At 61.4% G+C, this 26,503-nt stretch carries 26 protein-coding genes; 17 read left to right on the top strand and 9 right to left on the bottom strand.

The genetic code is table 11. The annotated features are described in order from the left end of the window. Nucleotides 1-2 precede the first annotated feature (2 nt). Complete coding sequence (locus tag ACMGF5_RS14425) at nucleotides 3-1,220, bottom strand: argininosuccinate synthase (RefSeq protein WP_241804875.1); 1,218 nt, start codon at nucleotides 1,218-1,220, stop codon at nucleotides 3-5. Between the two features lie 127 nt (nucleotides 1,221-1,347). Then, the gene (locus ACMGF5_RS14420) at nucleotides 1,348-2,322 is read right to left on the bottom strand and encodes a flagellar protein MotY (protein ID WP_046787759.1); all 975 of its coding nucleotides are present in this window, start codon (nucleotides 2,320-2,322) and stop codon (nucleotides 1,348-1,350) included. 130 nt (nucleotides 2,323-2,452) lie between these two features. On the opposite strand from ACMGF5_RS14420, the gene pyrC reads away from it, so the two are divergent. Beyond that, the gene (gene pyrC / locus ACMGF5_RS14415) at nucleotides 2,453-3,499 is read left to right on the top strand and encodes a dihydroorotase (RefSeq protein WP_046787760.1); all 1,047 of its coding nucleotides are present in this window, start codon (nucleotides 2,453-2,455) and stop codon (nucleotides 3,497-3,499) included. Continuing rightward, on the top strand, nucleotides 3,496-4,170 hold the full coding sequence (rnt, locus tag ACMGF5_RS14410) for a ribonuclease T (RefSeq protein WP_046787761.1): 675 nt from the start codon (nucleotides 3,496-3,498) through the stop codon (nucleotides 4,168-4,170). Before pyrC ends, rnt begins: the two co-directional genes overlap by 4 nt. A 123-nt stretch (nucleotides 4,171-4,293) precedes the next feature. On the opposite strand, the gene ACMGF5_RS14405 is transcribed toward rnt, so the two are convergent. Then, nucleotides 4,294-4,896: a peroxiredoxin gene (locus tag ACMGF5_RS14405; RefSeq protein WP_012273884.1), complete on the bottom strand. Its 603-nt coding sequence runs from the start codon at nucleotides 4,894-4,896 to the stop codon at nucleotides 4,294-4,296. A 213-nt stretch (nucleotides 4,897-5,109) separates the two neighbouring features. On the opposite strand from ACMGF5_RS14405, the gene ACMGF5_RS14400 reads away from it, so the two are divergent. Both ACMGF5_RS14400 and bfr read left to right on the top strand, forming a co-directional pair. Further along, on the top strand, nucleotides 5,110-5,331 hold the full coding sequence (locus tag ACMGF5_RS14400) for a bacterioferritin-associated ferredoxin (protein ID WP_039601808.1): 222 nt from the start codon (nucleotides 5,110-5,112) through the stop codon (nucleotides 5,329-5,331). 200 nt (nucleotides 5,332-5,531) lie between these two features. Further along, nucleotides 5,532-6,005: a bacterioferritin gene (gene bfr, locus ACMGF5_RS14395; RefSeq protein ID WP_046787762.1), complete on the top strand. Its 474-nt coding sequence runs from the start codon at nucleotides 5,532-5,534 to the stop codon at nucleotides 6,003-6,005. 57 nt (nucleotides 6,006-6,062) lie between these two features. Here the strand turns inward: bfr and grxD are convergent, their stop codons facing one another. Together grxD and ACMGF5_RS14385 are read right to left on the bottom strand one after the other, a co-directional pair. Continuing rightward, entirely contained in the window at nucleotides 6,063-6,398 is a 336-nt protein-coding gene (gene grxD / locus ACMGF5_RS14390; RefSeq protein ID WP_012313029.1) for a Grx4 family monothiol glutaredoxin, read from the bottom strand. 91 nt (nucleotides 6,399-6,489) lie between these two features. Then, entirely contained in the window at nucleotides 6,490-8,598 is a 2,109-nt protein-coding gene (locus tag ACMGF5_RS14385; protein WP_204919889.1) for a molybdopterin oxidoreductase family protein, read from the bottom strand. 362 nt (nucleotides 8,599-8,960) lie between these two features. On the opposite strand from ACMGF5_RS14385, the gene argF reads away from it, so the two are divergent. Then, complete coding sequence (argF, locus tag ACMGF5_RS14380) at nucleotides 8,961-9,881, top strand: ornithine carbamoyltransferase (protein ID WP_046787764.1); 921 nt, start codon at nucleotides 8,961-8,963, stop codon at nucleotides 9,879-9,881. After that, entirely contained in the window at nucleotides 9,878-10,987 is a 1,110-nt protein-coding gene (locus ACMGF5_RS14375) for an ABC transporter ATP-binding protein (protein WP_046787765.1), read from the top strand. Before argF ends, ACMGF5_RS14375 begins: the two co-directional genes overlap by 4 nt. Before the next feature lie 38 nt (nucleotides 10,988-11,025). On the opposite strand, the gene ybaK is transcribed toward ACMGF5_RS14375, so the two are convergent. Further along, nucleotides 11,026-11,496, bottom strand: coding sequence for a Cys-tRNA(Pro) deacylase (ybaK, locus tag ACMGF5_RS14370; RefSeq protein WP_046787766.1), 471 nt, complete (start codon nucleotides 11,494-11,496; stop codon nucleotides 11,026-11,028). A 300-nt stretch (nucleotides 11,497-11,796) separates the two neighbouring features. Between ybaK and ACMGF5_RS14365 the strand changes: the two genes are divergently transcribed. The 4 genes from ACMGF5_RS14365 (at nucleotide 11,797) to glpD (ending at nucleotide 16,761) form a co-directional block, all read left to right on the top strand. Beyond that, a complete protein-coding gene (locus tag ACMGF5_RS14365; protein WP_414156893.1) occupies nucleotides 11,797-12,648 on the top strand; it encodes an MIP/aquaporin family protein in 852 nt (283 codons plus the stop codon). Between the two features lie 41 nt (nucleotides 12,649-12,689). Next, nucleotides 12,690-14,189, top strand: a complete 1,500-nt coding sequence (gene glpK / locus ACMGF5_RS14360) for a glycerol kinase GlpK (RefSeq protein ID WP_046787768.1) — start codon at nucleotides 12,690-12,692, stop codon at nucleotides 14,187-14,189. 113 nt (nucleotides 14,190-14,302) lie between these two features. Further along, entirely contained in the window at nucleotides 14,303-15,058 is a 756-nt protein-coding gene (gene glpR / locus ACMGF5_RS14355) for a DNA-binding transcriptional repressor GlpR (protein WP_115273715.1), read from the top strand. A gap of 173 nt (nucleotides 15,059-15,231) precedes the next feature. Further along, a complete protein-coding gene (glpD, locus tag ACMGF5_RS14350; RefSeq protein ID WP_115273714.1) occupies nucleotides 15,232-16,761 on the top strand; it encodes a glycerol-3-phosphate dehydrogenase in 1,530 nt (509 codons plus the stop codon). 36 nt (nucleotides 16,762-16,797) lie between these two features. Here the strand turns inward: glpD and ACMGF5_RS14345 are convergent, their stop codons facing one another. Next, a complete protein-coding gene (locus ACMGF5_RS14345) occupies nucleotides 16,798-17,133 on the bottom strand; it encodes a hypothetical protein (protein WP_414156892.1) in 336 nt (111 codons plus the stop codon). Nucleotides 17,134-17,436: 303 nt separating this feature from the next. On the opposite strand from ACMGF5_RS14345, the gene ACMGF5_RS14340 reads away from it, so the two are divergent. From ACMGF5_RS14340 to ACMGF5_RS14315, 6 genes are all read left to right on the top strand, one after another. Beyond that, nucleotides 17,437-18,354: a glutamate/aspartate ABC transporter substrate-binding protein gene (locus ACMGF5_RS14340; RefSeq protein ID WP_414156891.1), complete on the top strand. Its 918-nt coding sequence runs from the start codon at nucleotides 17,437-17,439 to the stop codon at nucleotides 18,352-18,354. Nucleotides 18,355-18,496: 142 nt separating this feature from the next. Further along, the gene (locus ACMGF5_RS14335; protein ID WP_046787772.1) at nucleotides 18,497-19,243 is read left to right on the top strand and encodes an amino acid ABC transporter permease; all 747 of its coding nucleotides are present in this window, start codon (nucleotides 18,497-18,499) and stop codon (nucleotides 19,241-19,243) included. Then, nucleotides 19,244-19,915, top strand: coding sequence for an amino acid ABC transporter permease (locus ACMGF5_RS14330; protein WP_012313017.1), 672 nt, complete (start codon nucleotides 19,244-19,246; stop codon nucleotides 19,913-19,915). Beyond that, a complete protein-coding gene (locus ACMGF5_RS14325; protein WP_174142054.1) occupies nucleotides 19,912-20,646 on the top strand; it encodes an amino acid ABC transporter ATP-binding protein in 735 nt (244 codons plus the stop codon). Before ACMGF5_RS14330 ends, ACMGF5_RS14325 begins: the two co-directional genes overlap by 4 nt. 69 nt (nucleotides 20,647-20,715) lie before the next feature. After that, the gene (locus ACMGF5_RS14320) at nucleotides 20,716-22,620 is read left to right on the top strand and encodes a sensor histidine kinase (protein WP_046787774.1); all 1,905 of its coding nucleotides are present in this window, start codon (nucleotides 20,716-20,718) and stop codon (nucleotides 22,618-22,620) included. Next, nucleotides 22,617-23,945, top strand: a complete 1,329-nt coding sequence (locus ACMGF5_RS14315) for a sigma-54-dependent transcriptional regulator (protein ID WP_046787775.1) — start codon at nucleotides 22,617-22,619, stop codon at nucleotides 23,943-23,945. The genes ACMGF5_RS14320 and ACMGF5_RS14315 overlap by 4 nt, the downstream gene beginning before the upstream one ends. Before the next feature lie 30 nt (nucleotides 23,946-23,975). Here ACMGF5_RS14315 and ACMGF5_RS14310 read toward each other — a convergent pair whose 3' ends face one another. Beyond that, nucleotides 23,976-24,971, bottom strand: a complete 996-nt coding sequence (locus ACMGF5_RS14310; RefSeq protein ID WP_119688358.1) for an alpha/beta fold hydrolase — start codon at nucleotides 24,969-24,971, stop codon at nucleotides 23,976-23,978. Between the two features lie 196 nt (nucleotides 24,972-25,167). Here ACMGF5_RS14310 and metR point away from each other — a divergent pair, with 196 nt between their 5' ends. Then, a complete protein-coding gene (gene metR, locus ACMGF5_RS14305) occupies nucleotides 25,168-26,085 on the top strand; it encodes a transcriptional regulator MetR (protein WP_012313012.1) in 918 nt (305 codons plus the stop codon). Here metR and ACMGF5_RS14300 read toward each other — a convergent pair. Further along, the gene (locus ACMGF5_RS14300) at nucleotides 26,069-26,482 is read right to left on the bottom strand and encodes an NUDIX hydrolase (protein WP_115273710.1); all 414 of its coding nucleotides are present in this window, start codon (nucleotides 26,480-26,482) and stop codon (nucleotides 26,069-26,071) included. The genes metR and ACMGF5_RS14300 overlap by 17 nt on opposite strands. Nucleotides 26,483-26,503 lie beyond the last annotated feature (21 nt).

Below are 26,503 nucleotides of genomic sequence, written 5' to 3'. Positions count from 1 at the left end.
CCTTAGAGCAACGCGCGGCCTTTGTTGGCAGCGATACGCATGCGCAGTGCATTGAGCTTGATGAAGCCCGCAGCATCGGCCTGGTTGTAGGCGCCGCCATCTTCTTCGAAAGTCGCGATGTTGGCATCGAACAGCGAGTCGTCGGACTTGCGGCCGACCACGGTGACATTGCCCTTGTACAGCTTCAGGCGCACAACACCGTTCACGTTGACCTGCGAAGCATCGATCATCTGCTGAAGCATCAGACGCTCCGGGCTCCACCAGTAACCGGTGTAGATCAGGCTGGCGTACTTGGGCATCAGCTCGTCTTTCAGGTGAGCGACTTCGCGGTCGAGAGTGATCGACTCGATTGCACGGTGAGCCTTGAGCATGATGGTACCGCCCGGAGTCTCGTAGCAGCCGCGCGACTTCATGCCCACGTAACGGTTTTCGACGATGTCCAGACGGCCGATACCATTGGCACCGCCAATGCGGTTCAGGTCGGCCAGGACAGTGGCCGGGGTCTTCTCGACGCCATCGATGGCGACGATGTCACCATTGCGGTAGGTCAGTTCGAGGTAGGTCGCCTGGTCCGGAGCATTCTCCGGCGAGACGCTCCAGCGCCACATGTCTTCTTCGTGCTCGGTCCAGGTATCTTCCAGAACACCGCCTTCGTAGGAGATATGCAGCAGGTTGGCGTCCATCGAGTACGGCGACTTCTTCTTGCCGTGGCGCTCGATCGGGATACCGTGCTTCTCGGCGTAGTCCATCAGCTTCTCGCGGGACAGCAGGTCCCACTCGCGCCATGGGGCGATGACCTTGACGCCCGGCTTGAGTGCATAGGCACCCAGCTCGAAACGGACCTGGTCGTTGCCTTTGCCGGTGGCGCCGTGGGAAATGGCGTCAGCGCCGGTTTCGTTGGCGATTTCGATCAGGCGCTTGGCGATCAGCGGACGTGCGATGGAAGTACCCAGCAGGTACTCGCCTTCGTAGACGGTGTTGGCGCGGAACATGGGGAAGACGAAGTCACGCACGAACTCTTCGCGCAGGTCGTCGATATAGATCTCTTTGACGCCCATTGCCTGGGCTTTGGCGCGAGCCGGCTCGACTTCTTCGCCCTGACCCAGGTCAGCGGTGAACGTCACCACTTCGCAGTCGTAGGTATCCTGCAGCCACTTGAGAATCACCGAAGTATCAAGGCCGCCGGAATACGCCAGTACGACCTTTTTTACGTCCGCCATGCCATCACTCCACGGGGTTGTACGGAAAGGGGTCGATTCTACCGGCGTTGCGGATAAATTTACAGTGGGGCGACAGCTTCTGACGACAAAGCGACAGGAACTGTCAAAGGGGCGACGCCCTGCAGCGTCAGGAAGGTTTCGCAGCAGGCGGCACAGGAGCAGCGCTGGCGGGGCCTGGCGCAGGCGCCGTAGCGGGGGCCGTCGCTGGGGCCGGATGCTGGACAGGTTGGGCCGCAGGTTTCTCGACCGGCGTGACACGATCCAGTTCGATATTGACGCGCCGGTTGCGTGCGCGGTTTGCGGCGCTGTTGTTCTTAACCAACGGATAACGTTCGCCATGGAAGCGCACGGTGATCTGCTCCTCCGGTACCCCATGGGCCTTGAAGTAATCAGCAACCGCCAACGCACGGCGCCGTGAGGTATCACGGTTGGTCAAGCGATTGCCGCTGTTGTCGGAGTGGCCATTGAGCTCGATATGGTTGACCGTCGGATCGGCCTTCAAGTAATCCAGGACCACATCCAGTCGCGCCCGCGCCGCGGCATCCAGGTCGATGCCCCCTCCAGGGAACCCCACCTGCGTCTGGCGCACCTGGTCATAGTTCATCGCCAACATCTTGCCGGCACACGCCTGATAATCACTCCACGCCTTGGCAAAGCTCACCGGCAGCACACGCACTTCGATCGGCCGCCCCGCCTCCCCGGTATAGCTTCGCACCACCGTACTGCGGCCATCGAGCAGGCCATTGATCAAGCGGCTGGCCTGGCCTTGGGATGAACTGAACAGCACCCCAGTGCGCGCCAGCCGCACCGCCCCCAGGTTGATATCGCCACGGCCCGGCTGCCAAGGGGCCGCAGCCGCCAGCAGCGTAGCGGAACCGGCCCCCAGCACATTACTGCCAGAACGCAGCTGGAACACTGGCTGCTCCCCCGCCCGGCGCACGAACTCACCACTGCCGAAACCATCGATCGGCTGAATCAGGCGGCATTCGAACTGATCACCCTCGACTTTCCAGGCGATGTTTTCCATGCGGGTCTGGAAGGTCAATGCACCGGCCGGCAGGCTGGCGAACAGGGTCAACAGGGCTAGGTAACGCTGGCGCACGGGAGGCTCCACTAATTCTGACGGCTTACAGGCAGGCTATCGGACGCTTGCCGGAAAACTTGATAGCCGTGCTCGGGCGAGGGTTTTCCGGTAGCATTGGCGCCTGAGTTCGACCCGCCTGGAATCCCCAATGTCCGATCGCCTGACCCTCCTGCGTCCCGACGACTGGCACATCCATCTGCGCGATGGTGCCGTCCTGCCCCATACCGTTGGCGATGTGGCGCGTACTTTCGCCCGTGCCATCATCATGCCCAACCTGGTTCCTCCGGTACGCAATGCCGACGAAGCCGGGGCCTACCGTGAGCGCATCCTCAGTGCCCGTCCGGCCGGTAGCCGCTTCGAGCCGTTGATGGTGCTGTACCTCACCGACCGCACCAGCCCCGAGGACATCCGCGCGGCCAAGGCCAGCGGCATCGTGTACGCCGCCAAGCTGTATCCGGCCGGCGCCACCACCAACTCCGATTCCGGGGTGACCAGCATCGACAATATCTTCCCGGCCATCGAAGCGCTGGCTGAAGTCGGCATGCCGTTGCTGGTGCATGGTGAAGTGACCCGCAGCGAGATCGACGTGTTCGACCGCGAAAAACGCTTCATCGACGAACACATGCGTCGCCTGGTCGAGCGCTTCCCCACGCTGAAAGTGGTGTTCGAACACATCACCACCGCCGATGCAGCGCAATTCGTCACCGAGGCGCCTGCCAACGTCGGTGCGACCATCACCGCACAGCATCTTTTGTACAACCGCAACCACATGCTGGTTGGCGGCATTCGGCCACATTTCTACTGCCTGCCGATTCTCAAGCGCAACACCCACCAGGTGGCGCTGCTGGACGCGGCCACCAGTGGCAACCCGAAGTTCTTCCTCGGCACCGACTCGGCACCCCACGCCCGCCACGCCAAGGAAGCTGCCTGCGGTTGTGCCGGTTGCTACACCGCCTATGCGGCCATCGAGATGTACGCCGAAGCCTTCGAACAGCGTAATGCGCTGGACAAATTGGAAGGTTTCGCCAGCCTGCATGGTCCGGCCTTCTACGGCCTGCCGGCAAATACCGACACGATTACCCTGGTCCGTGAAGAATGGACTGCCCCGGACAGCCTGCCGTTTGGCGAGCAGACCGTGATCCCGCTGCGCGCCGGTGAAAAACTGCGTTGGCGCCTGCTGGAGGACAACGCGTGAGCGAAGACCTCTACGAAGACGAGCAGGACGGCCAGGCCAGCAGCGGTTCACGCCACCCGATGGCCGAGCGCTTCCGTGGCTACCTGCCGGTAGTGGTGGATGTCGAAACCGGCGGTTTCAACAGCGCCACCGATGCCCTGCTGGAAATCGCCGCGGTGACCATCGGTATGGACGAGAAGGGCTTCCTGTTCCCGGAGCACACCTACTTCTACCGTGTGGAGCCGTTCGAGGGGGCCAATATCGAGGCTGCCGCACTGGAGTTCACCGGCATCAAGCTGGACCACCCGCTGCGCATGGCGGTGAGCGAGGAAAGCGCGCTGACCGACATCTTCCGCGGCGTGCGCAAGGCACTGAAGGCCAACGGCTGCAAGCGGGCGATCCTGGTCGGCCACAACAGCAGCTTCGACCTGGGTTTCCTGAATGCGGCGGTGACGCGCAACGATCTGAAGCGCAACCCGTTCCACCCGTTCTCCAGCTTCGACACCGCCACCCTGGCTGGCCTGGCGTACGGCCAGACCGTGCTCGCAAGGGCCTGCCAGAGCGCGGACATCGACTTCGACGGCCGTGAGGCGCACTCGGCACGTTACGACACCGAGAAGACAGCCGAACTCTTCTGCGGCATCGTCAACCGCTGGAAAGAGATGGGCGGCTGGCGCGATTTCAACGATTGAGGCACAGAGCGGCAAGCTGCACGCTGCAAGAAAGAGCAGCCCGCATGCGCTCTGCTTTTCGCTTGAAGCTTGCAGCTAAAAAAAAACCGGCCACGAAGGCCGGTTTTTTTATGCGCTCGGCAATTACAGCTTGCCAGCGTTCTCGCTCAGGTAAGCAGCAACGCCTTCTGGCGAAGCGTTCATGCCCTTGTCGCCTTTCTTCCAGTTGGCCGGGCAGACTTCACCGTGCTCTTCGTGGAATTGCAGGGCATCGACCAGGCGCAGCAGCTCGTCCATGTTACGGCCCAGCGGCAGGTCATTGATGATCTGCGAACGGACAACGCCGTTGGTGTCGATCAGGAAGGCACCACGGAAAGCCACGCCGCCTTCGGACTCGACGTCGTAGGCCTTGCAGATTTCGTGGGTCATGTCGGCTGCCAGGGTGTATTTGACCTGGCCGATACCGCCATTGTTGACCGGGGTGTTACGCCAGGCGTTGTGGGTGAAGTGCGAGTCGATCGAAACGCCGATCACTTCAACGTTGCGGGCCTGGAAGTCCGGAATGCGGTTGTCCAGGGCGATCAGCTCGGACGGGCATACGAAGGTGAAGTCCAGTGGGTAGAAGAACACCAGGCCGTACTTGCCCTTGATGGCCGAGGCCAGGTTGAAGCTGTCGACGATTTCGCCATTGCCCAGTACAGCCGGGACGGTGAAGTCGGGGGCTTTTTTGCCAACGAGTACGCTCATTGCAATCTCCTGATGAGGGTGAAGAACCGTTTGCCAGGCCAAGGCGGGCTTGCCCGACATCCAACAAAGGCCGACCATCATACACGGCTTCCGGTGACAGGCCGAATCCAACCGCCGGTCGCTCAAGCACGGCACTTACAGAAAGTGTTTTGACAAGCATTCTCATTACCATTACTCTCCACCCATCGACTCAACCAGCGATGGTCCGACTTTATGTATGTGTGTCTTTGTGTCGGCGTGACCGACGGACAGATCCGCGATGCGATCTATGAAGGATGCTGCAGCTACAAGGACGTCAGAGCCGCGACCAATGTCGCCAGCCAATGTGGCAAATGCGCGTGCCTGGCCAAGCAGGTAGTCCGCGAGACCCTGACCGAGCTTCAGGTGAGCCAGCAAGCCGCCCTGCCCTATCCGGTGGAATTTACTGCCGCCTGATATCGACCAATTCGAAGAACCGGACCTCGTGTCCGGTTTTTTTATGCCTACAATTCAATAAGTTAGCGTCCCAACGCGGTTCACAAACATTCTTATTCCTATTAATTTTCACTTATTATTCAAGAACTTAGGTTTGACAGCCCTAAGTATCAGGCTCAAACTTCCCTGTATCGGCACACTTCTCAGGGCAGGAACCCGCAATGAAAGGCGACGTAAGCGTCATCCAGCATCTCAACAAGATCCTCGGAAACGAGCTGGTCGCGATCAACCAGTACTTCCTGCACGCACGCATGTACGAAGATTGGGGCCTGAACAAGCTCGGCAAGCACGAGTACAAGGAATCCATCGATGAGATGAAACACGCTGACAAGTTGATCAAGCGTATTCTCTTCCTAGAAGGCATCCCGAACGTACAGGACCTGGGCAAGCTGCTGATCGGCGAGCACACCAAGGAAATGCTCGAATGCGATCTGAAGATCGAGCAGAAAGGCCTGGTCGATCTCAAAGCCGCCATCGCCCACTGCGAAACCGTCGGTGACTTCGGCTCGCGTGAACTGCTTGAAGACATCCTCGAATCCGAGGAAGAACACATTGACTGGCTGGAAACTCAATTGAGCCTGATCGACAAGATCACCATCGAGAACTACCTGCAGTCGCAGATGGGCGAAGAGTAAATTCCGGCCCCATAAAAAAACCCGCCATGAGCGGGTTTTTTTATGCTTGCCGAAAGATCAGGCTTCGGAAGCCTTGGCCTTGGCAGCGGCGTCCTTGATCAGTGTCTGCAGCTCACCGTTCTCGAACATCTCCAGCATGATGTCGCTACCGCCGACCAGCTCGCCAGCTACCCACAGTTGCGGGAAGGTCGGCCAGTTGGCGTATTTAGGCAGGTTGGCGCGGATTTCCGGGTTCTGCAGGATATCCACGTAAGCAAACTTTTCGCCACAACCCATCACAGCTTGCGATGCCTTGGCCGAGAACCCGCATTGCGGGGCATTCGGCGAGCCCTTCATGTAAAGCAGAATGGTGTTGTTGGCAATCTGCTCTTTGATCGTTTCGATGATATCCATGGAACACCTCGTCTGAACTTTCCGACTCGATGGTCGGCACGGTGACGCATTGTATCGGAAACCTGAGCCTAATGCTCGGCATTGCCGGTGCTCAGGCGGCGCTCACGTGCACGGGTACGCCATTGAGCGCCGCATTCCCGGAAACAGCGTCACGCAGACGCTCATCGGTCAGGTCATTGGCACTGATGCCGGGTTGCGCCTGGGCGATCTGCAGGTTGACGCCCTGGCGGCCATGACCGAAACCATGCGGCAGGCTGACCACACCAGGCATGATGTCCTCACAGGCCTGCACCTCGACTTCCAGGTCACCGGTGCGCGAACGGATGCGTACCCGCTGGCCATCCTCCAACTGCCGCTGGCGCATGTCCTGCGGATGCATCAACAACTGATGGCGTGGCTTGCCTTTGACCAGGCGATGGTAGTTGTGCATCCACGAGTTGTTGCTGCGTACATGGCGACGCCCGATAAGCAGCAAATCACCCGCTACTGCCGGTACGCATTCGGCCAACCGGCGCAAGTCCTCCAGCACAATCTGGGGCGCCGCCTCGACGGCGTTGCTGGCAGTCGCCAGGCGCCCTCGCAGATTAGCGCCCAAGGGGCCCAGATCGAGGCCATGAGGGTATTGATCAAGCGTTTCAAGCGAAAGCTTGCGGGGACTTTCGTCGCCATAGCGGCCCTTGCGCAACGCCAGGTCGATCATCTGCGCAGGTGCCATGGTCGGTTTCAGTTCCAGTTCTGCACGCTTGGCAAAGGCTTGCGCCAGGCCAACGAAAATTTCCCAGTCGTGCAAGGCGCCTGCAGGCTTGGCCAGTATGGCCCGGTTGAAGCGGGTGACATTACGCACAGCCAGCAGGTTGAAGGTGCTGTCGTAATGGTCGTTTTCCAGTGCCGAAGTAGACGGCAGGATCAGGTCGGCGTGGCGGGTCGTCTCGTTGATGTAAAGGTCGATGCTGAGCATGAACTCCAGCCCCTGCAGCGCCGCATCCAACTGCCTGCCATTGGGGGTGGACAGCACCGGGTTACCGGCGACGGTCACCAGGGCCCGCACCTGCCCCTCGCCGGGCGTGAGCATTTCCTCGGCCAGGGCCGCCACGGGCAGCTCACCAGCGTATTCGGGCAACCCCGACACGCGGCTCTGCCAGGCATTGAAATGCCCGCCCGAGGTGCTCGCCACCAGGTCCACGGCAGGCTCGGTGCACAGCGCACCGCCTCGACGATCCAGGTTGCCGGTTACCAGATTGATGACTTGCACCAGCCAGTGGCACAAGGTGCCGAAAGCCTGTGTCGACACGCCCATGCGGCCATAGCAGACCGCCTTGTCGGCAGCGGCGAAATCCCGTGCCAACTGGCGAATGCTGGCAGCATCGATGCCGCACTGGGCGCTCATGGCCTCGGCGGTGAACGGCTTGATCGCCGTGCGCACCTGCTCCAGGCCATTGACCGGCAGATGCGAACCACGCGCCAGGCCTTCATCGAAGAGGGTATTGAGCAAACCGCACAGCAGCGCCGCATCGCCGCCGGGGCGCACGAACAGGTGCCGGTCGGCCATGGCGGCAGTTTCACTGCGTCGCGGGTCCACCACAACCAGTTGCCCGCCTCTCGCTTTCAAGGCCTTGAGGCGCTTTTCCACATCCGGCACGGTCATGATGCTGCCATTGGAGGCCAAAGGATTGCCACCGAGGATCAGCATGAAATCGGTGTGATCGATGTCCGGGATCGGCAACAGCAGGCCGTGGCCATACATCAGGTAGCTGGTCAGGTGCTGAGGCAACTGGTCCACAGAGGTGGCGGAAAAACGGTTACGTGTCTTGAGCAGCCCCAGGAAGTAATTGCTGTGGGTCATCAAGCCGTAGTTGTGCACGCTCGGGTTACCCTGGTAAACCGCCACCGCGTTACGCCCATGTGCCTGCTGTATCGACCACAGCTTATCGGCGGCCAAGGCAAAAGCCTCCTCCCAGCTGATGGCCTGCCATCGCTCACCCACCCGTCGATGCGGTTGGCGCAGGCGGTCCGGGTCATCCTGGATATCCTGCAAAGCCACGGCCTTGGGGCAGATGTGGCCACGGCTGAACGGGTCCTGGGGGTCGCCCTTGATTGCACTGATGCGCGCCTCCCCGTCGCTTTCATGGCTGACTTCGATGTTCAGCCCGCAGATCGCCTCACACAGGTGGCAGGCACGGTGATGCAGGGTCTTGGTCATGGCTGCCTCTGCCTTGCAATTGTTGAAAACCGACTATGCCCCCTGCCCTTGCACCCTGCCAGCGCGCTTCGCAGCGTGAATCTCCCGACATCAGGCGCACGATTTGCGACAGCCATTTGCCAAATTGCCAGCAAGCCGTGTACAACCTCTGTAGCAAATAAAAAACAGCGCAGGCTCAAGGGGTAATGACACCCTTTGCAACAGAGCCGCTGTTCCCCCTCTTGGTTTTAGGCGACATTTAATTATAGTATTGCGCCTTTCCCTATTTCGTCCGCCCCGTGCGGCTTACGCCGCAGGTCACTCCCGTTGTCAAAAAAACCATACGGTCGACCTGCATACCGTTGCAGATAAGGTAGTCAATCATGAGCGCAAGGCACTTTCTCTCCCTGCTGGATTTCACCACCGACGAATTGCTCGGTGTGATCCGCCGAGGCATCGAGCTGAAGGACCTGCGCAAGCGCGGCGTGCTGTTCGAACCGCTGAAAAACCGTGTCCTGGGCATGATCTTCGAAAAATCCTCCACCCGGACCCGGGTGTCGTTCGAAGCCGGCATGATCCAGCTCGGTGGCCAGGCTATCTTCCTGTCGCCACGCGACACACAGCTGGGCCGGGGCGAACCGATCAGCGACAGCGCCATCGTGCTGTCGAGCATGGTCGATGCGGTGATGATCCGCACCCACGCGCACAGCACCCTCACCGAGTTCGCCGCCAATTCACGCGTACCGCTGATCAATGGCCTTTCCGATGAGTCGCACCCCTGCCAATTGCTGGCCGACATGCAGACGTTCCACGAGCACCGTGGCGCTATCCAGGGCAAGACCGTGGCCTGGATCGGCGATGGTTTCAATATGTGCAACTCGTACATCGAGGCTGCCCGGCAGTTCGATTTCCAGCTGCGCATCGCCTGCCCGGAAGGTTATGACCCTGACCCACGCTTCATGGCACTGGGCGCAGACCGCGTGCAGATCATCCGCGATCCACGTGAAGCCGTACGTGGCGCGCATCTGGTGACCACCGATGTCTGGACTTCCATGGGCCAAGAAGAGGAAACTGCACGGCGCCTGGCGCATTTCGCGCCTTACCAGGTCACCCGCGAACTGCTTGACCTGGCGGCACCCGATGCCCTGTTCATGCACTGCCTGCCCGCCCACCGCGGCGAGGAAATCAGCCATGACCTGCTCGACGACCCCCGTTCGGTCGCGTGGGACCAGGCTGAAAACCGCCTGCATGCACAGAAGGCCCTTCTCGAATTCCTTGTCGAACCGGCTTACCACCACGCATGAGTCAACCCCTACTGCTCAACCTGCGCAACCTCGCCTGCGGCTACGGCGACCAGCGCATCGTCCAGAACCTCAACCTGCACCTGAACGCAGGCGACATCGGTTGCCTGCTGGGTTCGTCGGGTTGCGGCAAGACCACCACCCTGCGCGCCATCGCCGGCTTCGAGCCGGTACACGAAGGTGAGATCCAGCTCGCGGGCGAAGTCATTTCCCGCGCCGGTTTTACCCTGTCCCCGGAGAAGCGCCGCATAGGCATGGTGTTCCAGGACTATGCGCTGTTCCCGCACCTGACCGTGGCGCAAAACATCGCCTTCGGCATCGCCAAGCACCCATCCCAGGGGCAGGTGGTCGAAGAAATGCTCGAGCTGGTCAAGCTCGGTGGCCTCGGCGGGCGGTACCCGCATGAGCTCTCAGGCGGCCAGCAACAGCGCGTGGCCCTGGCCCGGGCGCTGGCCCCAGAGCCGCAATTGCTGCTGCTGGACGAGCCGTTTTCCAACCTGGACGTCGAATTGCGCCGACGCCTGAGCCACGAAGTCCGTGACATCCTCAAAAGCCGTGGTACCAGCGCGATTCTGGTTACCCATGACCAAGAAGAAGCCTTCGCGGTCAGCGACCATGTGGGCGTGTTCAAGGAAGGCCGCCTGGAGCAGTGGGACACGCCCTACAACCTCTACCATGAGCCGCAGACGCCATTCGTCGCCAGTTTCATCGGCCAGGGTTATTTCATCCGTGGCCAGATGAGCAGCCATGAGTCAGTCAACACCGAGCTCGGAGAGCTGCGGGGTAACCGCGCCTACATCATGGCCCCCGGCAGCTCGGTAGACGTGCTGCTGCGCCCTGACGATATCGTCCCTGACGCCGACAGCGCACTGCGCGCAAGCATCGTCGGCAAGAGTTTCCTGGGCGCATCGACACTGTACCGCCTGCAATTGCCGACAGGCAGCCAGCTGGAAGCGATCTTCCCGAGCCATATCGATCACCAAATTGGCGAGCAGGTCGGCATTACCGTCAAAGCTGACCACCTGGTGCTGTTCCCGGTACCCGGCAGTGTCGCGGCGCAGTTGCCACGGCAGGAAAACGGAGTGCGTCGCTACAGCTCGGCGACCTGATTCAGCAACGTGGGGCTGCCAGGCGACCCCTGCGCAGCTCAACCCCGACCGATACCGGCGAAGGTGCCCTGGGTCTGCTCGGCCAGTACAGCAGCAGCCAGTTCCACTTCCAACCCCCGTCGCCCGGCACTGACATGGATGGTGGCAAAGTTCTGCGCCGAATCGTCGATGAAGGTGCGCAGACGCTTTTTCTGCCCCAGCGGACTGATTCCGCCCACCAGGTAACCTGTGGCACGCTGAGCTGCCGCGGGGTCGGCCATCTCGCATTTCTTCACGCCTGCGGCATGGGCAAGCGCCTTGAGGTCCAGCGTGCCCACAACAGGCACCACGGCCACCAGCAACTCGCCCTTCTCACTACAGGCCAACAAGGTCTTGAACACCTGCTGCGGTTCCAGCCCCAGTTTTTCAGCCGCCTCCAGCCCATAAGACGCCGACTTTGGATCGTGTTCATAACTGTGCACGCGATGTTGCGCGCGCGCCTTTTTCAAAAGATCGAGGGCCGGGGTCATGCAGTGCTCCGCTCCGAGACAATTCGGCGGCTACTTTAGGACAAATCCTACACTCCAGCCAGTTCACAGCTGACACGCCGCTCTAGCGTGGGATTCGCGCCCGCATTCAACGCTCATATCGTGACCGATCGTTCACTTTCGACCTTTGACATAAGCGTTTCTTGTCTATATTTTTTCGTTTCTGAATAAATGGTGCACTTTTTAAGTGCATTCCTACATGCGCCCGGGGTCAATGGGGATGGACGCCGGGCTTTGCTGTCGAGCGCTTAGCGCCTCACAACAAAAAAAAAGAGGTCATACATGACGACTGCTCTACGCGAACCTACGCTGTCCAGCCAATGCCTGGCCGAATTCCTCGGCACGGCGCTGCTCATCTTTTTCGGCACAGGATGCGTCGCCGCCCTCAAGGTCGCGGGCGCCAGCTTTGGACTGTGGGAAATCAGCATCATCTGGGGCGTCGGCGTGAGCATGGCGATCTACTTCACCGCCGGTATATCAGGTGCGCACCTGAACCCGGCCGTCAGCATCGCCCTTACCCTGTTCGCAAGCTTCGACAAACGCAAACTGCCGTTCTACATGCTGGCCCAGGTTTGCGGCGCCTTCTGCGGCGCGGCGCTGGTCTACACCCTGTACAGCACCCTGTTCTTCGATTTCGAACAAACCCATGCCATGCTGCGCGGCAGTAGCGAAAGCCTGGAACTGGCGGCGGTGTTCTCCACCTACCCACACCCTTCGCTTTCCACCGCACAGGCGTTCCTGGTCGAAGTGGTGATCACTGCAATCCTGATGGCGGTCATCATGGCCCTGACCGACGACAACAACGGCCTGCCCCGTGGTGCGATGGCACCGCTGCTGATCGGCCTGTTGATCGCCGTGATCGGTAGCGCCATGGGCCCGCTGACCGGCTTTGCGATGAACCCGGCCCGCGATTTCGGGCCCAAACTGATGACCTTCCTGGCCGGCTGGGGCGAAATCGCCTTCACTGGCGGTCGGGATATCCCTTATTTCCTGGTTCCGGTGTTCGCGCCGATCTTCGGCGCTTGCCTGGGTGCTGCGACCTATCGTGGCTTGATCGCCCGCAACCTGCCGACGGCACCAAGCGCGAACCCAGAGACAAACGGCAATCGCCAGGGCGATACTCAAGCCAACTGATGCTGGCGCCCTGACTTCCTCATTTTGCAAGGCCTATGACCATGACAGATACCCAGGACAAGAACTACATCATCGCCCTGGACCAGGGCACCACCAGCTCGCGGGCCATCATCTTTGACCGCGACGCCAATGTGGTCGGCACCTCCCAGCGCGAGTTCGCCCAGCATTATCCACAAGCCGGCTGGGTCGAACACGACCCGATGGAGATCTTCGCCACACAGAGCGCGACCATGGTCGAAGCCTTGGCACAGGCCGGCATCAGCCATGCGCAGGTCGCCGCACTGGGCATCACCAACCAGCGTGAAACCACAGTGGTATGGGACAAGGAAACCGGCCGCCCGGTGTACAACGCCATCGTCTGGCAGTGCCGGCGCAGTACAGAGATCTGCGCACAACTCAAGCGCGACGGGCATGAACAATACATTCGCGAAACCACCGGCCTGGTCACCGATCCGTACTTCTCCGGCACCAAGCTCAAGTGGATCCTCGACAATGTAGAGGGCGTACGTGAGCGGGCCGAACGCGGCGAACTGTTGTTCGGTACCGTGGATACCTGGCTTATCTGGAAGTTTTCCGGCGGCAAGGTGCATGTCACCGACTACACCAATGCCTCGCGCACGTTGATGTTCAACATCCACAGCCTGCAGTGGGATGAAACGATGCTCGACATTCTCGGCATCCCGCGCCAGATGCTGCCCCAGGTGCGCCCGTCTTCCGAAGTCTACGGCCACACCAAGAGCGGCATAGCCATTGCCGGTATCGCCGGTGACCAGCAGTCCGCGCTGTTCGGCCAGATGTGCGTGGAACCCGGTCAGGCCAAGAACACCTATGGCACGGGTTGTTTCCTGCTGATGAACACGGGCGACAAAGCCGTAACCTCCTCCCACGGCCTGCTGACCACCATTGCCTGCGGGCCACGTGGCGAAGTGGCCTATGCCCTGGAAGGCGCAGTGTTCAACGGTGGTTCCACCGTGCAATGGCTGCGCGACGAACTCAAGATCGTCAACGATGCCCTGGACACCGAGTACTTCGCCAGCAAGGTCAAGGACAGCAACGGGGTTTACCTTGTGCCCGCCTTCACCGGCCTGGGCGCACCGTACTGGGACCCTTACGCCCGCGGCGCGCTGTTCGGCCTGACGCGCGGGGTGAAAGTCGACCACATCATCCGTGCTGCGCTGGAGTCGATCGCCTACCAGACCCGCGACGTACTGGACGCCATGCAGCAGGACTGCGGCCAACGCCTGTCCGAGTTGCGTGTCGACGGTGGCGCGGTGGCCAACAATTTCCTCATGCAATTCCAGGCCGACATTCTCGGCACCTGTGTGGAACGCCCGAAAATGCGCGAAACCACTGCCCTTGGCGCCGCTTACCTGGCGGGCCTGGCCTGTGGTTTCTGGAGTGGCCTGGACGAGTTGCGTGACAAGGCGATCATCGAGCGCGAGTTCAGCCCGCAACTCGATGAAGCGAAGAAGGAAAAACTGTACGCCGGCTGGCGCAAAGCCGTCGAGCGTACCCGCGACTGGGAAGATCACGAGGCCTGATCGCCCTGGGCAGGGGCTGCTTCGCGGCCCCCGTCACCCCACGGCCTACTGGCCGTAGTCCCTTTCCTACGGCATCATTGCAGAATTTGTCCGGCAGCCCATAAGGACCGCCCATGAATCTGCCCCCACGCCAACAACAAATCCTCGAGCTGGTGCGCGAACGCGGCTACGTCAGCATCGAAGAAATGGCGCAGCTGTTCGTCGTCACCCCGCAAACCATCCGTCGCGACATCAACCAGCTCGCCGAGCTCAATCTGCTGCGCCGCTACCACGGTGGCGCCGCCTATGATTCGAGTATCGAGAACACTGCTTACGCCATGCGCGCCGATCAGATGCGCGACGAAAAACAGCGTATTGCCGACGCCGTGGCCCGGCAAATTCCTGACCATGCCTCGCTGTTCATCAACATCGGCACCACCACCGAATCGATTGCCCGGGCGCTGCTCAACCACAACCACCTGAAGGTCATCACCAACAACCTGCACGTTGCTGCGATCCTTGCCGCCAAGGATGATTTCGAAGTATTGGTCGCAGGCGGCACAGTACGCCGTGACGGGGGCGTGGTTGGCCAGGCGAGCGTCGATTTCATCAGCCAGTTCAAGGTCGACTTCGCCTTGGTCGGCATCAGCGGTATCGATGAAGACGGCAGCCTGCTGGACTTCGACTACCAGGAAGTACGGGTTTCCCAAGCAATCATCGCCAACGCCCGTCAGGTCATCCTGGCTGCCGACTCCAGCAAATTCGGGCGTAACGCCATGGTACGCCTGGGCTCGATCAGCCTGGTCGATTGCCTGGTGACCGACCAGCAGCCATCCCCTGCACTGGGTGAGTTGCTCAACCAGTACAAGATCCGGCTCGAGGTGGTTTAAACCGCAAGCGGGTCCAGAAGGGCCCGCGATTTTCGATATTGTTCATTTTATTGTCATCTCATCAGTTTTTTCTATAAACACTGACTGGCGATGGCCGTTCTGTTGCGCTAGTATTTTCGGAAACGAACATTAATGTTCATATTCGATGTGAACAGCCCCAGGAGGCCTTGCCCGTGTCCCAGCCCGTTTCGTCCCAGCCCCTACTTGCCGATTGCTATGATCTTGCCGTGATCGGCGGTGGCATCAACGGCGTGGGCATTGCTGCCGACGCCGCCGGGCGTGGCCTCAAGGTCTTCCTGTGCGAAAAGGACGACTTGGCCCAGCACACCTCCTCGGCCAGCAGCAAGCTGATCCATGGCGGCCTGCGCTACCTGGAACACTATGAATTCCGCCTGGTCCGCGAGGCCCTGGCCGAGCGCGAAGTGCTACTGGCCAAGGCACCGCACATCGTCAAACCAATGCGCTTCGTGCTGCCGCACCGCCCGCACCTGCGCCCGGCCTGGATGATCCGTGCCGGCCTGTTCCTCTACGATCACCTGGGCAAGCGCAAGCGCCTGGGCGCCTCGCGCAGCCTGCGCTTTGGCCCGGGCTACCCGCTCAAGCCGGCCATCACCCGCGGTTTCGAATATGCAGACTGCGCGGTAGACGACGCCCGCCTGGTAGTACTCAATGCCATGGCTGCACGCGAGCAAGGTGCGCACATTCATACCCGCACCCGCTGCCTGCGCGCAGAACGTGTCGATGGCCTGTGGCAGGTAGAGCTGCAGCATGCCGACGGCAGCCTGCAGACGATTCGCGCGCGTGCCTTGGTCAACGCCGCCGGTCCGTGGGTCGCCCGGTTCATCAAGGATGACCTCAAACTCGATGCACCGTACGGCATACGCTTGATCCAGGGCAGCCACCTCATCGTGCCGCGCCTGTACGAGGGGGATCACGCCTACATCCTGCAGAACGAGGACCAACGCATTGTCTTCTGCATCCCCTACCTGGACCGCTTCACCCTGATCGGCACCACCGATCGCGAATACAGCGGCGATCCGGCCAAGGTGGCGATCACCGGGCAGGAAACCGACTATCTGCTCAAAGTGGTCAACGCACACTTCAATCATCAGTTGAGCCCCAGCGATATCCTGCACACCTACTCTGGCGTGCGGCCGCTGTGCAACGACGAATCGGACAACCCGTCCGCAGTCACGCGTGACTACACCCTCGCGCTGTCCACGACCCAAGGCGAGGCGCCGTTGCTGTCCGTGTTTGGCGGCAAGCTGACCACATACCGCAAGCTTGCAGAATCGGCCATGGCAGAACTCAAGCCGTTCTTCACCCAGATGGGCAAAAGCTGGACAGCCAGCGCCACACTGCCAGGTGGTGAAGACATGAGTACACCTCAGGCACTGGTCGACGACCTGCTTGCGCGCCATCAATGGCTCGCGCCGGACATCGCCAAGCGCTGGGCGGTAACCTACGGCAGCCGCACCTGGCAACTGCTGGAAGGTGTGAGCGGCCCGCAGGATCTGGGCCAAGCGATTGGGGGTGGCCTCTTCACCCGTGAAGTCGATTACCTGCGCCAAACCGAATGGGCCGTCAGCAGTCAGGATATTCTCTGGCGCAGGACCAAGCTGGGCCTGTTCACCAGCGAGAGTGAACAGCGCGCACTGGCTGACTACCTGGCACAGGGCAACGCACGCAGCAACGCCGCCTGAACCTTGTAGGGCGACCGCATGGCGGTCGCCCTACGCTCAGGCTTCCCGCCCATACGCCTCATTTGCCAATGCCAGGTAAAGGGCCCGTTCCTCGCTATTGAGCGCTTCCATCAATGCCGCAGCGTGCTCAAGGTACTGCTGCTCACCCGACTCGCCAGCCTGACGCTCATAGGCTTCCAGCTGTTCATGATACGGCGCGGCCAGGGCTTCGAAGCGCTCGGGATTGAGATTGCGCACAAACCCTTGCCAAAACTCTCGTTGCGCCAGTGCATTGCTTAACACGTCGATGTTTTCACCGGCGATGACGGTATTGCCCGCCCGCATGATCCGTGTGCGCGTGAGCTCCTGATAAAGAGGCAGCAAGCTCAACATGTGCTTTTCATGCAGGGGTGTTATTTAAAGCTGACGCCACGGACTCTGCGAGGCGCCCACCGTTCGGATTGCCGAACGCAATAGAGGCACTCATTCGGCGTTCCGACCACGTGGCTTTGCGCAAAAACCTTCATATAGGGTTCATGCCCAGGCTTTTCGCGGGGTTATGATCATTGTGAGAGCTTGGCACGAGTCATGCTCTACACTTGGAAGCCGAATGCACAACGCTTCATGCTGCATGCGTTGAACGAAAGAGTCCGCCAACGGCTCCATAAAAAAAACAAACACGTCGAGGAAAATTTGATGCGTATCGTTCGTCAATTGCTGGGGGCCGCCATCGCGGCTGCAGTCATCGCTTCGCCCGCCATGGCCGAGGAGCTGACCGGCACCCTGAAGAAGATCAAGGAGTCGGGCACCATCACCCTGGGGCACCGTGACTCCTCCATTCCGTTTTCCTACCTGGCTGGCAAGCCGCAACCCGTGGGTTACTCCCATGACATCCAGCTGGCAGTGGTCGAAGCCCTGAAGAAACAACTGGGTACTGACATCAAGGTCCGTTACAACCTGGTCACTTCGCAAACCCGTATCCCGCTGGTGCAGAACGGCACCGTCGACCTGGAATGCGGCTCCACCACCAACAACGTCGAGCGCCAGCAGCAGGTCGCCTTCTCGGTGGGTATCTTCGAAGTCGGCACGCGCCTGCTGACCAAGGTCAAGGATGGTCAGCCGTCCTATAAAGACTTCCCGGATCTGGCCGGCAAGAACGTGGTGACCACCGCCGGCACCACCTCCGAGCGCATCCTCAAGGCGATGAACGCCGACAAGCAGATGAAGATGAACGTGATTTCCGCCAAGGACCACGGTGAAGCCTTCAACATGCTTGAAAGCAACCGTGCCGTGGCCTTCATGATGGACGACGCTCTGCTGGCCGGTGAAATGGCCAAAGCGCGCAAGCCTGCGGACTGGGTCATCACCGGAACGCCACAGTCTTACGAGATCTATGGCTGCATGATGCGCAAGGGTGACGATACCTTCAAGAAAGCCGTCGACGATGCCATCGTGGGCTATTTCAAGTCGGGCGAAGTCAACAAGAGCTACGACAAGTGGTTCCAGCAGCCGATTCCGCCAAAAGGCCTGAACCTTCAGTTCCCGATGAGCGACGAACTGAAAAAGCTGATCGCTGAGCCGACCGACAAGGCCGCAGACGAGAAGAAATCCTGATCCTCAGTTAGTGGCCTGGTGCGCAAGCGCACGAATCAACGCTGCAAGCCACTCATTAGTGTCTAACCTTTCATCCGAGGGCGCCAAGCGCCCCCGGATGCTCGAAGGTGCCCGTGAAACAACCGTCTGAGGGGAAATCCCGATGAATTACAACTGGGACTGGGGCGTGTTCTTCAAGTCCACCGGCGTGGGCAGCGAAACCTATCTGGACTGGTACATCACCGGCCTGGGCTGGACCATCGCCATCGCCATTTCCGCCTGGATCATCGCGCTGCTGCTGGGCTCGCTCCTTGGCGTCATGCGTACCGTGCCGAACCGCCTGGTATCGGGTATCGCAACCGCCTACGTGGAGCTGTTCCGCAACGTGCCGCTGCTGGTGCAACTGTTCATCTGGTACTTCCTGGTGCCAGACCTGCTGCCTGAGGGCCTGCAGGTATGGTTCAAGCAGGACCTCAACCCGACCACCTCGGCATTGATCAGTGTGGTCATCTGCCTGGGCCTGTTCACCGCTGCCCGCGTCTGCGAACAGGTACGCACCGGCATCCAGGCACTGCCGCGCGGTCAGGAAGCTGCCGCCCGCGCCATGGGCTTCAGCCTGCCGCAGATCTACAACAACGTGCTGTTGCCTCAAGCGTACCGGATCATCATTCCGCCGCTCACCTCCGAGTTCCTCAACGTGTTCAAGAACTCTTCGGTAGCCTCGCTGATCGGCCTGATGGAGCTGCTGGCACAGACCAAGCAGACCGCTGAGTTTTCCGCCAACCTGTTCGAGGCGTTCACCCTGGCTACGCTGATCTACTTCACCCTGAACATGGGCCTGATGCTGCTCATGCGTCTGGTCGAGAAGAAAGTCGCCGTGCCTGGCCTGATTTCCGTGGGGGGCAAGTAAATGGAAATGGATTTCAGCGAAATCATCCCGGCCCTGCCTGCCCTCTGGGAAGGTATGGTCATGACCCTCAAGCTGATGGTCATGGGCGTGATCGGCGGTATCGTGCTGGGCACACTCCTGGCATTGATGCGCTTGTCGTCGAACAAGCTGCTCTCGAACATCGCCGGTGCCTACGTCAACTACTTCCGCTCGATCCCGCTGCTGCTGGTGATCACCTGGTTCTATCTGGCGGTGCCGTTCGTGCTGCGCTGGATCACCGGCGAGGACACCCCGGTGGGTGCCTTCACCTCCTGCGTGGTCGCCTTCATGATGTTCGAGGCCGCGTACTTCTGCGAAATCGTCCGCGCCGGCGTGCAGTCGATCTCCAAAGGCCAGATGGGCGCGGCACAGGCACTGGGCATGAACTACGCCCAGACCATGCGCCTGATCATCCTGCCCCAGGCCTTCCGCAAGATGACCCCGCTGCTGCTGCAGCAGAGCATCATCCTGTTCCAGGACACCTCGCTGGTCTACACCGTGGGCCTGGTGGACTTCCTCAACTCGGCACGTTCCAACGGCGACATCATCGGGCGCTCCCATGAGTTCCTGATCTTCGCCGGGGTCGTCTACTTCCTCATCAGCTTCTCCGCTTCGTGGCTGGTCAAGCGCCTGCAAAAAAGGATCACCGTATGATTTCCATCAAGAACGTCAACAAGTGGTACGGCGACTTCCAGGTACTGACCGACTGCAGCACCGAGGTCAAGAAAGGTGAAGTGGTGGTGGTGTGCGGCCCTTCGGGCTCGGGTAAATCCACGCTGATCAAGTGCGTCAACGCCCTGGAGCCGTTCCAGAAGGGCGACATCGTGGTCGATGGCACCTCGATTGCCGACCCCAAGACCAACCTGCCCAAATTGCGCTCGCGGGTCGGCATGGTGTTCCAGCACTTCGAGCTGTTCCCGCACCTGACCATCACCGAGAACCTGACCATCGCCCAGCGCAAGGTACTGGGCCGCAGCGAAGCGGAGGCCACCAAGAAGGGCCTGGCCCTGCTCGAACGGGTCGGCCTCAGCGCCCATGCCAAGAAGCACCCCGGCCAGCTCTCTGGTGGCCAGCAGCAACGTGTGGCGATCGCCCGCGCCCTGGCCATGGACCCGATCGTCATGCTGTTCGACGAGCCGACCTCTGCGCTGGACCCGGAAATGGTCAGCGAGGTGCTGGATGTGATGGTGCAGCTGGCCAACGAAGGCATGACCATGATGTGCGTGACCCACGAGATGGGCTTCGCCCGCAAGGTCGCCAACCGGGTCATCTTCATGGACAAGGGCTGCATCATCGAAGACTGCACCAAGGAAGAGTTCTTCGGTGACCAGGGTACCCGCGACCAACGCACCCAGCACTTCCTCAGCAAGATCCTGCAACACTAAGCCGGCCACAGTATCTGCTGCCCCGGGCCCCACCGGGCAGCGGATGCTGGTCGTGACAAGGCCACTGTGATGAAATGCGACCCCTCGCTACTTCTCCCTGCCAAGCCTGCCGTGAAATCCCGCCTGATCCGCCAATTGCTGCTGCCGCCCCTGATCATCCTGCTGATGGTCGGGCTAGGCCTGGCTGGCTACCTGATCAGCGAAAGCAATGGCATACGCGCCCTGAGTGAAAACGGCGAGCGCCAGCTGGAGTTGCACGCGCGTACGGTCGAGAGCGAAATCAGCAAGTACACCTACCTGCCGAGCCTGCTGGAGCTGGAAGACAGCGTCTCGCACCTGCTCACCGACCCAGACGGCGGCTCACGCCAGGCCGTCAACGAATACCTCGAAGGCCTCAACCGCCGCAGCCGCAGCCGGGCTATCTTCGTGCTCGATACCAATGGCCGGGTACAGGCCACCAGCAACTGGCGCGATGCCGACTCGTTCCTCGGTGAAGACCTGTCCTTCCGCGCCTATTTCCAGACCGCCGTGCGCGGCGAGCCGGGCCGTTTCTACGGCATTGGCAGCACCACCGGCGAGGCCGGCTATTACCTGGCCCATGGCCTGGAAGAACACGGCAAGATCATCGGCGTGGCGGTGATCAAGGTGCGCCTGGACACCTTGGAAGAACGCTGGCAACGCGCCCGCCTGGAAGCGTTCGTCAGCGACGAAAACGGCATCATCATCCTCTCCAGCGACCCGGCGCGGCGCCTGAAGTCGGTGCGCCCCATGACCCCGCAGATCAAGGAGCGCCTGGCGCGCAGCCTGCAATATTACTGGTGGCCGCTGAACGAGCTGCAGCCGCTGGCCCGCGAGACGCTGGCCGATGGCGTAGAGAAGCTGACCTTCCCGGCCAACAGTGAAACCGCCCACGGCAAAGCGCAGGAGGTGGCCTACCTGGCGCAAACCCGGCGCCTGGTGGATACCCCCTGGCATTTCACCCTGCTCACTCCCCTGCAGGACCTGCGCCGCGAATCGATGGTGCAAGGCATTCTGGTAGGCGTGGCGTTCGCCCTGCTGGCGATCCTGGGTATCGCCTGGAACGAGCGGCGCAAGGTGATCGCCACCCGCCTGGCTGCACGCGAAGCGCTCGAAGAAGCCAACAGCCAGCTGGAGCGGCGCATTGCCGAGCGCACCGCCGACCTGCGCGCCAGCAACGAAAGGCTCAAGGGGCAGATCCGTGAACGCCGTCACGCCGAGCAAACCCTGCGCCACGCCCAGGACGAACTGGTTCAGGCCGGCAAATTGGCAGCCATCGGGCAGATGTCCACCAGCATCGCCCACGAGCTCAACCAGCCGCTGGCGGCGCTGCGGACACTGTCCGGCAACACCGTGCGCTTTCTCGAACGCGGCGCGCTGGACACCGCCAGTACCAACCTGCGCACCATGAACGAACTGATCGACCGCATGGGCCGCATCACCGCCAGCCTGCGTTCGTTCGCCCGGCGTGGTGACGACCGCGGCCAGGCATCGCTGGCCAAGGCCGTGGAGGCCACCTTGCAGGTGCTGGCCAGTCGCATCAGTGGCTGCCACCTGAAGCTGCACAGCCAGTTCGACGACCTGCAACTGGCCATTGACCAGACCCGCCTGGAGCAGATTCTGGTCAACCTGATCGGCAATGCCCTGGACGCCATGGCTGCCCAGCCGGCACCTGAGCTTTGGCTGGAAGGCGAGTTGCAAGGCGACAAGTACCGCCTGCGGGTACGCGACAATGGCCACGGCATCGATGACGAGGCGCGCAAGCACCTGTTCGAACCCTTCTTCACCACCAAACCGGGCGAACACGGCCTGGGCCTGGGCCTGACCCTGTCGGCGAGCCTTGCCGCCGCCGCCAAGGGCAGCCTCAACGTCGAGCACCCTGTCAGTGGCGGAACGGCCTTCGTTCTCGCCCTGCCGCTGGTGTCCCCCCCTAATGAATCGGCAGAGCTCCCATGAACCAAGCGCCTCTTACCGTCCTGATCGTTGAAGACGACCCGCATGTGCTGCTCGGCTGCCAGCAGGCGCTGGCCCTGGAAGACATCGCCTGCGAGGGTGTCGGTAGCGCCGAACAGGCGCTGGAACGGATCGGTGATGACTTCGCCGGCATCGTCGTCAGTGACATCCGCCTGCCGGGCATCGACGGCCTGGAACTGCTCAACCGCCTCAAGGCGCGCGACCGCAGCCTGCCGGTGGTACTGATCACCGGCCATGGCGATATCGACATGGCCGTCGGCGCCATGCGCAATGGTGCCTACGACTTCATGGAGAAGCCCTTTTCGCCGGAACGCCTGGTCGACGTGGTGCGCCGCGCGCTCGAACAGCGCGGGCTATCGCGCGAAGTGCTGGCCCTGCGCCGCCAACTGGCCGAACAGAGCAGCCTGGAAGGCCGCATCATCGGCCGCTCGCCCGCCATGGAGCAATTGCGTGAGCTGATCGCTAACGTTGCCGACACCTCGGCCAACGTGCTGATCGAAGGCGAGACCGGTACCGGCAAAGAGCTGGTCGCCCGTTGCCTGCACGATTTCAGCCGGCGCCAGAACCAACCGTTTGTGGCGCTCAATTGTGGCGGCCTGCCGGAAAACCTGTTCGAGAGCGAAATCTTTGGCCACGAGGCCAACGCTTTCACCGGCGCAGGCAAGCGCCGTATCGGCAAGATCGAGCACGCCAATGGCGGTACCTTGTTCCTCGATGAAGTCGAGAGCATGCCGATCAACCTGCAGATCAAACTGCTGCGGGTACTGCAGGAGCGCACCCTGGAGCGCCTGGGCTCGAACCAGAGCATTGCGGTGGACTGCCGGGTGATCGCCGCAACCAAGGCCGACCTCGACCAGCTCGGCCAGAGTGGGCAGTTCCGCAGCGACCTGTACTACCGCCTCAACGTGGTAACCCTGGAGTTGCCGCCACTGCGCGAGCGCCGTGAAGATATCCTGCAACTGTTCGAACACTTCCTGCAGCAGTCGGCGCTGCGCTTCGACCGGGACATGCCGACACTGGACAGCCAGACCCTGTCGCGCCTGATGGCCCATGACTGGCCCGGCAATGTGCGGGAACTGCGCAACGTTGCCGAGCGCTATGCCCTGGGCCTGCCAGCGTTCAAGAAAGGCCCGAGCGGTGGCGCCAGCCAAGGGTTGGGCTTTGCCGAAGCGGTAGAGGCGTTCGAGCGCAATCTGCTCAGCGATGCCCTGCAACGCACCGGCGGCAACCTCAGCCAGGCCAGCCAGGAGCTGGGCATGGCCAAGACCACGCTGTTCGACAAAGTGAAAAAGTACGGGCTGGGCTGAACGTCTGCGAGAGGAAGGCCTACGCCACTTTCATAACCCGGCAATATGTGTCACGTCCTCGCGATGTGACTGCAGGTAAGGCAGCACGGCCCCCAGCAACGGTGCCTTGAAGGGCTCCTGGAACCGATGTGCCAACCCCGGGATCAGCCGCAGCTGGCTACCGCGGATATGCGCCGCCAGGTGCACCCCATGCATCACCGGCAACAAAGGGTCAGCCGTCCCATGCACCACCAATGTCGGTACGCGCAGCTGGTTGAGCAGCGCTACCCGGCTTGGCTCGGCCAGGATCGCCATGATCTGACGCTTGGCACCTTCAGGGTTGAACGCCCGGTCATAGGCCTGCGCGGCCTGCTGTACCAAAGCGGCCCGGTCATCATGCACCTGGGGGCTGCCCAACGCCGCCAGCAGGTCGGCCTGCTGCTCGATGGCCACTTCCCGAGTCGGCGCACTGCGCCGGGCCAGCAACTGCACCAGCGCTGGGGCTGGCGCCGGCAGGCCTGCAGCGCCAGAACTGGACATGACCAGTGTCAGGCTGCGCACCCGCTCCGGCGCCATTGCAGCCATGTGCTGGGCGATCATCCCACCCATGCTGACACCCAGAACATGGAATTGACCAATCCCCAATGTGTCCATCAGGCGCAGCCCGTCACCCGCCATGTCGGTCAGCGTATAGGGCGCGGCAACCGGCAGGCCGAACTTGTAGCGCAACAGCTCGACCGTGAGATTGGCCGAGGGAGGCTGTTGGTTCCAGCGCGACAGGCCAACGTCACGGTTGTCGTAGCGAATGACCCGAAAGCCTTGTCGACACAAGGCCTCGACCACATCATCCGGCCAGTGGATCAGTTGCCCACCCAAGCCCATGACCAGCAGCAAAGCCGGGTCCCGTGGCGCGCCGACACTTTGGTAAACCAGGCTCAGATCGCCTGCTTCGGCCCGTTGGACCGGTACTTGAGTGTCACAACGCTGATCGGCGAAGCTCGCCGGCACGCTGACAAGGAACAAGAAAAAAAGCAAAAAAGCCCGCATGAAAGAAACACCAGAATGCAGATCCCCAGTAGAGCGCGAGTCTGATGAAAATCGTTCGGGCGCGCTGCCACAGTTCCGTGACAGTTTGATGAAGCCCGCCCAGTGGTGCGGCGCAAGGTCCAGTCGACAGCGGGACCAACATGAGGGAAACTCAACTCATTCTCTGTTCACTCAAATTATGCTCTCGGAGTCAGCCGTGCTGGAGATCCGCCACCTGAAAACCCTTCATGCCCTGCGCGAGGCCGATAGCCTGGTGGAGGCTGCCGAGCGTCTGCACCTGACCCAGTCGGCGCTGTCGCATCAGTTCAAGGAGCTTGAAGAACGCCTGGGCCTGCCGCTGTTCGCACGCAAGACCAAACCTATCCGCTTCACCAGCGCCGGCCTGCGCTTGCTGCAACTGGCAGATGCCACCCTGCCGCTGCTGCGTGGTGCGGAACGTGACATCGCCCGCCTGGCCGGGGGTACTGCCGGGCGCCTGCACATGGCCATCGAATGCCACAGCTGCTTCCAATGGCTGATGCCCACCATCGACCAGTTCCGTGATGCTTGGCCGGAAGTGGAGCTGGACCTGGCTTCGGGCTTCGCATTCGCGCCGCTGCCCGCCCTCGCCCGTGGCGACCTGGACCTGGTAGTGACCTCCGACCCACTGGACCTTGCCGGCATCACTTACGTGCCGCTGTTCACCTATGAAGCCATGCTCGCCGTGGCCAACCAGCACCCGCTGGCCAGCAAGCCTTACATCGTGCCCCAGGACCTGCTCGACCAGACGCTGATCACCTACCCGGTGGAGCGCGACCGGCTGGACATCTTCACCCGCTTCCTGGAACCAGCCGACATCGAGCCGGCGGCCGTACGCACCTCGGAGCTGACGGTGATGATGATGCAACTGGTGGCCAGCGGCCGCGGAGTGTGTGGCATGCCGCACTGGGCGCTGCATGAGTACAGTTCGCGCGGGTATGTGAAGGGCAAGCGCCTGGGCGAGAAAGGCCTGTTCGCCACACTCTATGCGGGAGTACGCACCGACATGCTCGACGCTCCCTACATGCGCGACTTCCTGCTCACCGCCAAGGACACCTCGTTCGCCACGCTCGATGGGGTCAGCGCGGTACGCTGAGAGCCTTGCGGTAGAGCGGCAGTATCAGGTCGCGGGTCAGCGGCGCCAGCTCAGGCATCGGTGCCTGGTCAGCGGCCAGCCAGATCACTTCCTCGATTTCCGCCGCCGGGACCACGGCCTCGGCGCTGTCGACCCGGAACAGCTCGGCCTGCACCTCAAAGCCGGGCTCGTTGGCGGCCGGTGCGCTGAAACGGCCCAGCGGGATGGCCCGAGCAGGGTCAATGCGCAACCCTAATTCCTCATGCAGTTCGCGCACCAGTGCGTCCAGCGGCGTTTCACCCGCATCGATCTTGCCCCCAGGCTGCATGAACGCCTGAGTACCACGTTTGCGTACCAGCAGGGTTCGACCCAGTGGGTCGATCAACAGGGCAGCGGCGATGCGGATAACATTGGGCATGGTCAGGCTCACTCAGAAAAG

The sequence above is a fragment of the Pseudomonas sp. BNK-15 genome, from assembly GCF_047456105.1.
Taxonomy (GTDB): domain Bacteria; phylum Pseudomonadota; class Gammaproteobacteria; order Pseudomonadales; family Pseudomonadaceae; genus Aquipseudomonas; species Aquipseudomonas putida_E.
Note: the sequence above shows the minus strand (reverse complement) of the source record. Positions and strands in the feature narration are given on the sequence as shown.

What these genes read in the sequence shown, in the direction of transcription:
- ACMGF5_RS14315 (WP_046787775.1), top strand. Translation starts at nt 22,617, where the DNA reads ATGAACCAAGCGCCTCTTACCGTCCTGATCGTTGAAGACGACCCGCAT.
- glpK (WP_046787768.1), top strand. Translation starts at nt 12,690, where the DNA reads ATGACAGATACCCAGGACAAGAACTACATCATCGCCCTGGACCAGGGC.
- ACMGF5_RS14330 (WP_012313017.1), top strand. Translation starts at nt 19,244, where the DNA reads ATGGAAATGGATTTCAGCGAAATCATCCCGGCCCTGCCTGCCCTCTGG.
- ACMGF5_RS14325 (WP_174142054.1), top strand. Translation starts at nt 19,912, where the DNA reads ATGATTTCCATCAAGAACGTCAACAAGTGGTACGGCGACTTCCAGGTA.
- ACMGF5_RS14400 (WP_039601808.1), top strand. Translation starts at nt 5,110, where the DNA reads ATGTATGTGTGTCTTTGTGTCGGCGTGACCGACGGACAGATCCGCGAT.
- ACMGF5_RS14335 (WP_046787772.1), top strand. Translation starts at nt 18,497, where the DNA reads ATGAATTACAACTGGGACTGGGGCGTGTTCTTCAAGTCCACCGGCGTG.
- argF (WP_046787764.1), top strand. Translation starts at nt 8,961, where the DNA reads ATGAGCGCAAGGCACTTTCTCTCCCTGCTGGATTTCACCACCGACGAA.
- ACMGF5_RS14385 (WP_204919889.1), bottom strand. Translation starts at nt 8,598, where the DNA reads ATGACCAAGACCCTGCATCACCGTGCCTGCCACCTGTGTGAGGCGATC.
- pyrC (WP_046787760.1), top strand. Translation starts at nt 2,453, where the DNA reads ATGTCCGATCGCCTGACCCTCCTGCGTCCCGACGACTGGCACATCCAT.
- glpR (WP_115273715.1), top strand. Translation starts at nt 14,303, where the DNA reads ATGAATCTGCCCCCACGCCAACAACAAATCCTCGAGCTGGTGCGCGAA.
- grxD (WP_012313029.1), bottom strand. Translation starts at nt 6,398, where the DNA reads ATGGATATCATCGAAACGATCAAAGAGCAGATTGCCAACAACACCATT.
- ACMGF5_RS14405 (WP_012273884.1), bottom strand. Translation starts at nt 4,896, where the DNA reads ATGAGCGTACTCGTTGGCAAAAAAGCCCCCGACTTCACCGTCCCGGCT.
- ACMGF5_RS14310 (WP_119688358.1), bottom strand. Translation starts at nt 24,971, where the DNA reads ATGCGGGCTTTTTTGCTTTTTTTCTTGTTCCTTGTCAGCGTGCCGGCG.
- ACMGF5_RS14345 (WP_414156892.1), bottom strand. Translation starts at nt 17,133, where the DNA reads ATGTTGAGCTTGCTGCCTCTTTATCAGGAGCTCACGCGCACACGGATC.
- ACMGF5_RS14425 (WP_241804875.1), bottom strand. Translation starts at nt 1,220, where the DNA reads ATGGCGGACGTAAAAAAGGTCGTACTGGCGTATTCCGGCGGCCTTGAT.
- ACMGF5_RS14365 (WP_414156893.1), top strand. Translation starts at nt 11,797, where the DNA reads ATGACGACTGCTCTACGCGAACCTACGCTGTCCAGCCAATGCCTGGCC.
- ACMGF5_RS14320 (WP_046787774.1), top strand. Translation starts at nt 20,716, where the DNA reads ATGAAATGCGACCCCTCGCTACTTCTCCCTGCCAAGCCTGCCGTGAAA.
- ybaK (WP_046787766.1), bottom strand. Translation starts at nt 11,496, where the DNA reads ATGACCCCGGCCCTCGATCTTTTGAAAAAGGCGCGCGCGCAACATCGC.
- bfr (WP_046787762.1), top strand. Translation starts at nt 5,532, where the DNA reads ATGAAAGGCGACGTAAGCGTCATCCAGCATCTCAACAAGATCCTCGGA.
- ACMGF5_RS14375 (WP_046787765.1), top strand. Translation starts at nt 9,878, where the DNA reads ATGAGTCAACCCCTACTGCTCAACCTGCGCAACCTCGCCTGCGGCTAC.
- ACMGF5_RS14340 (WP_414156891.1), top strand. Translation starts at nt 17,437, where the DNA reads ATGCGTATCGTTCGTCAATTGCTGGGGGCCGCCATCGCGGCTGCAGTC.
- ACMGF5_RS14300 (WP_115273710.1), bottom strand. Translation starts at nt 26,482, where the DNA reads ATGCCCAATGTTATCCGCATCGCCGCTGCCCTGTTGATCGACCCACTG.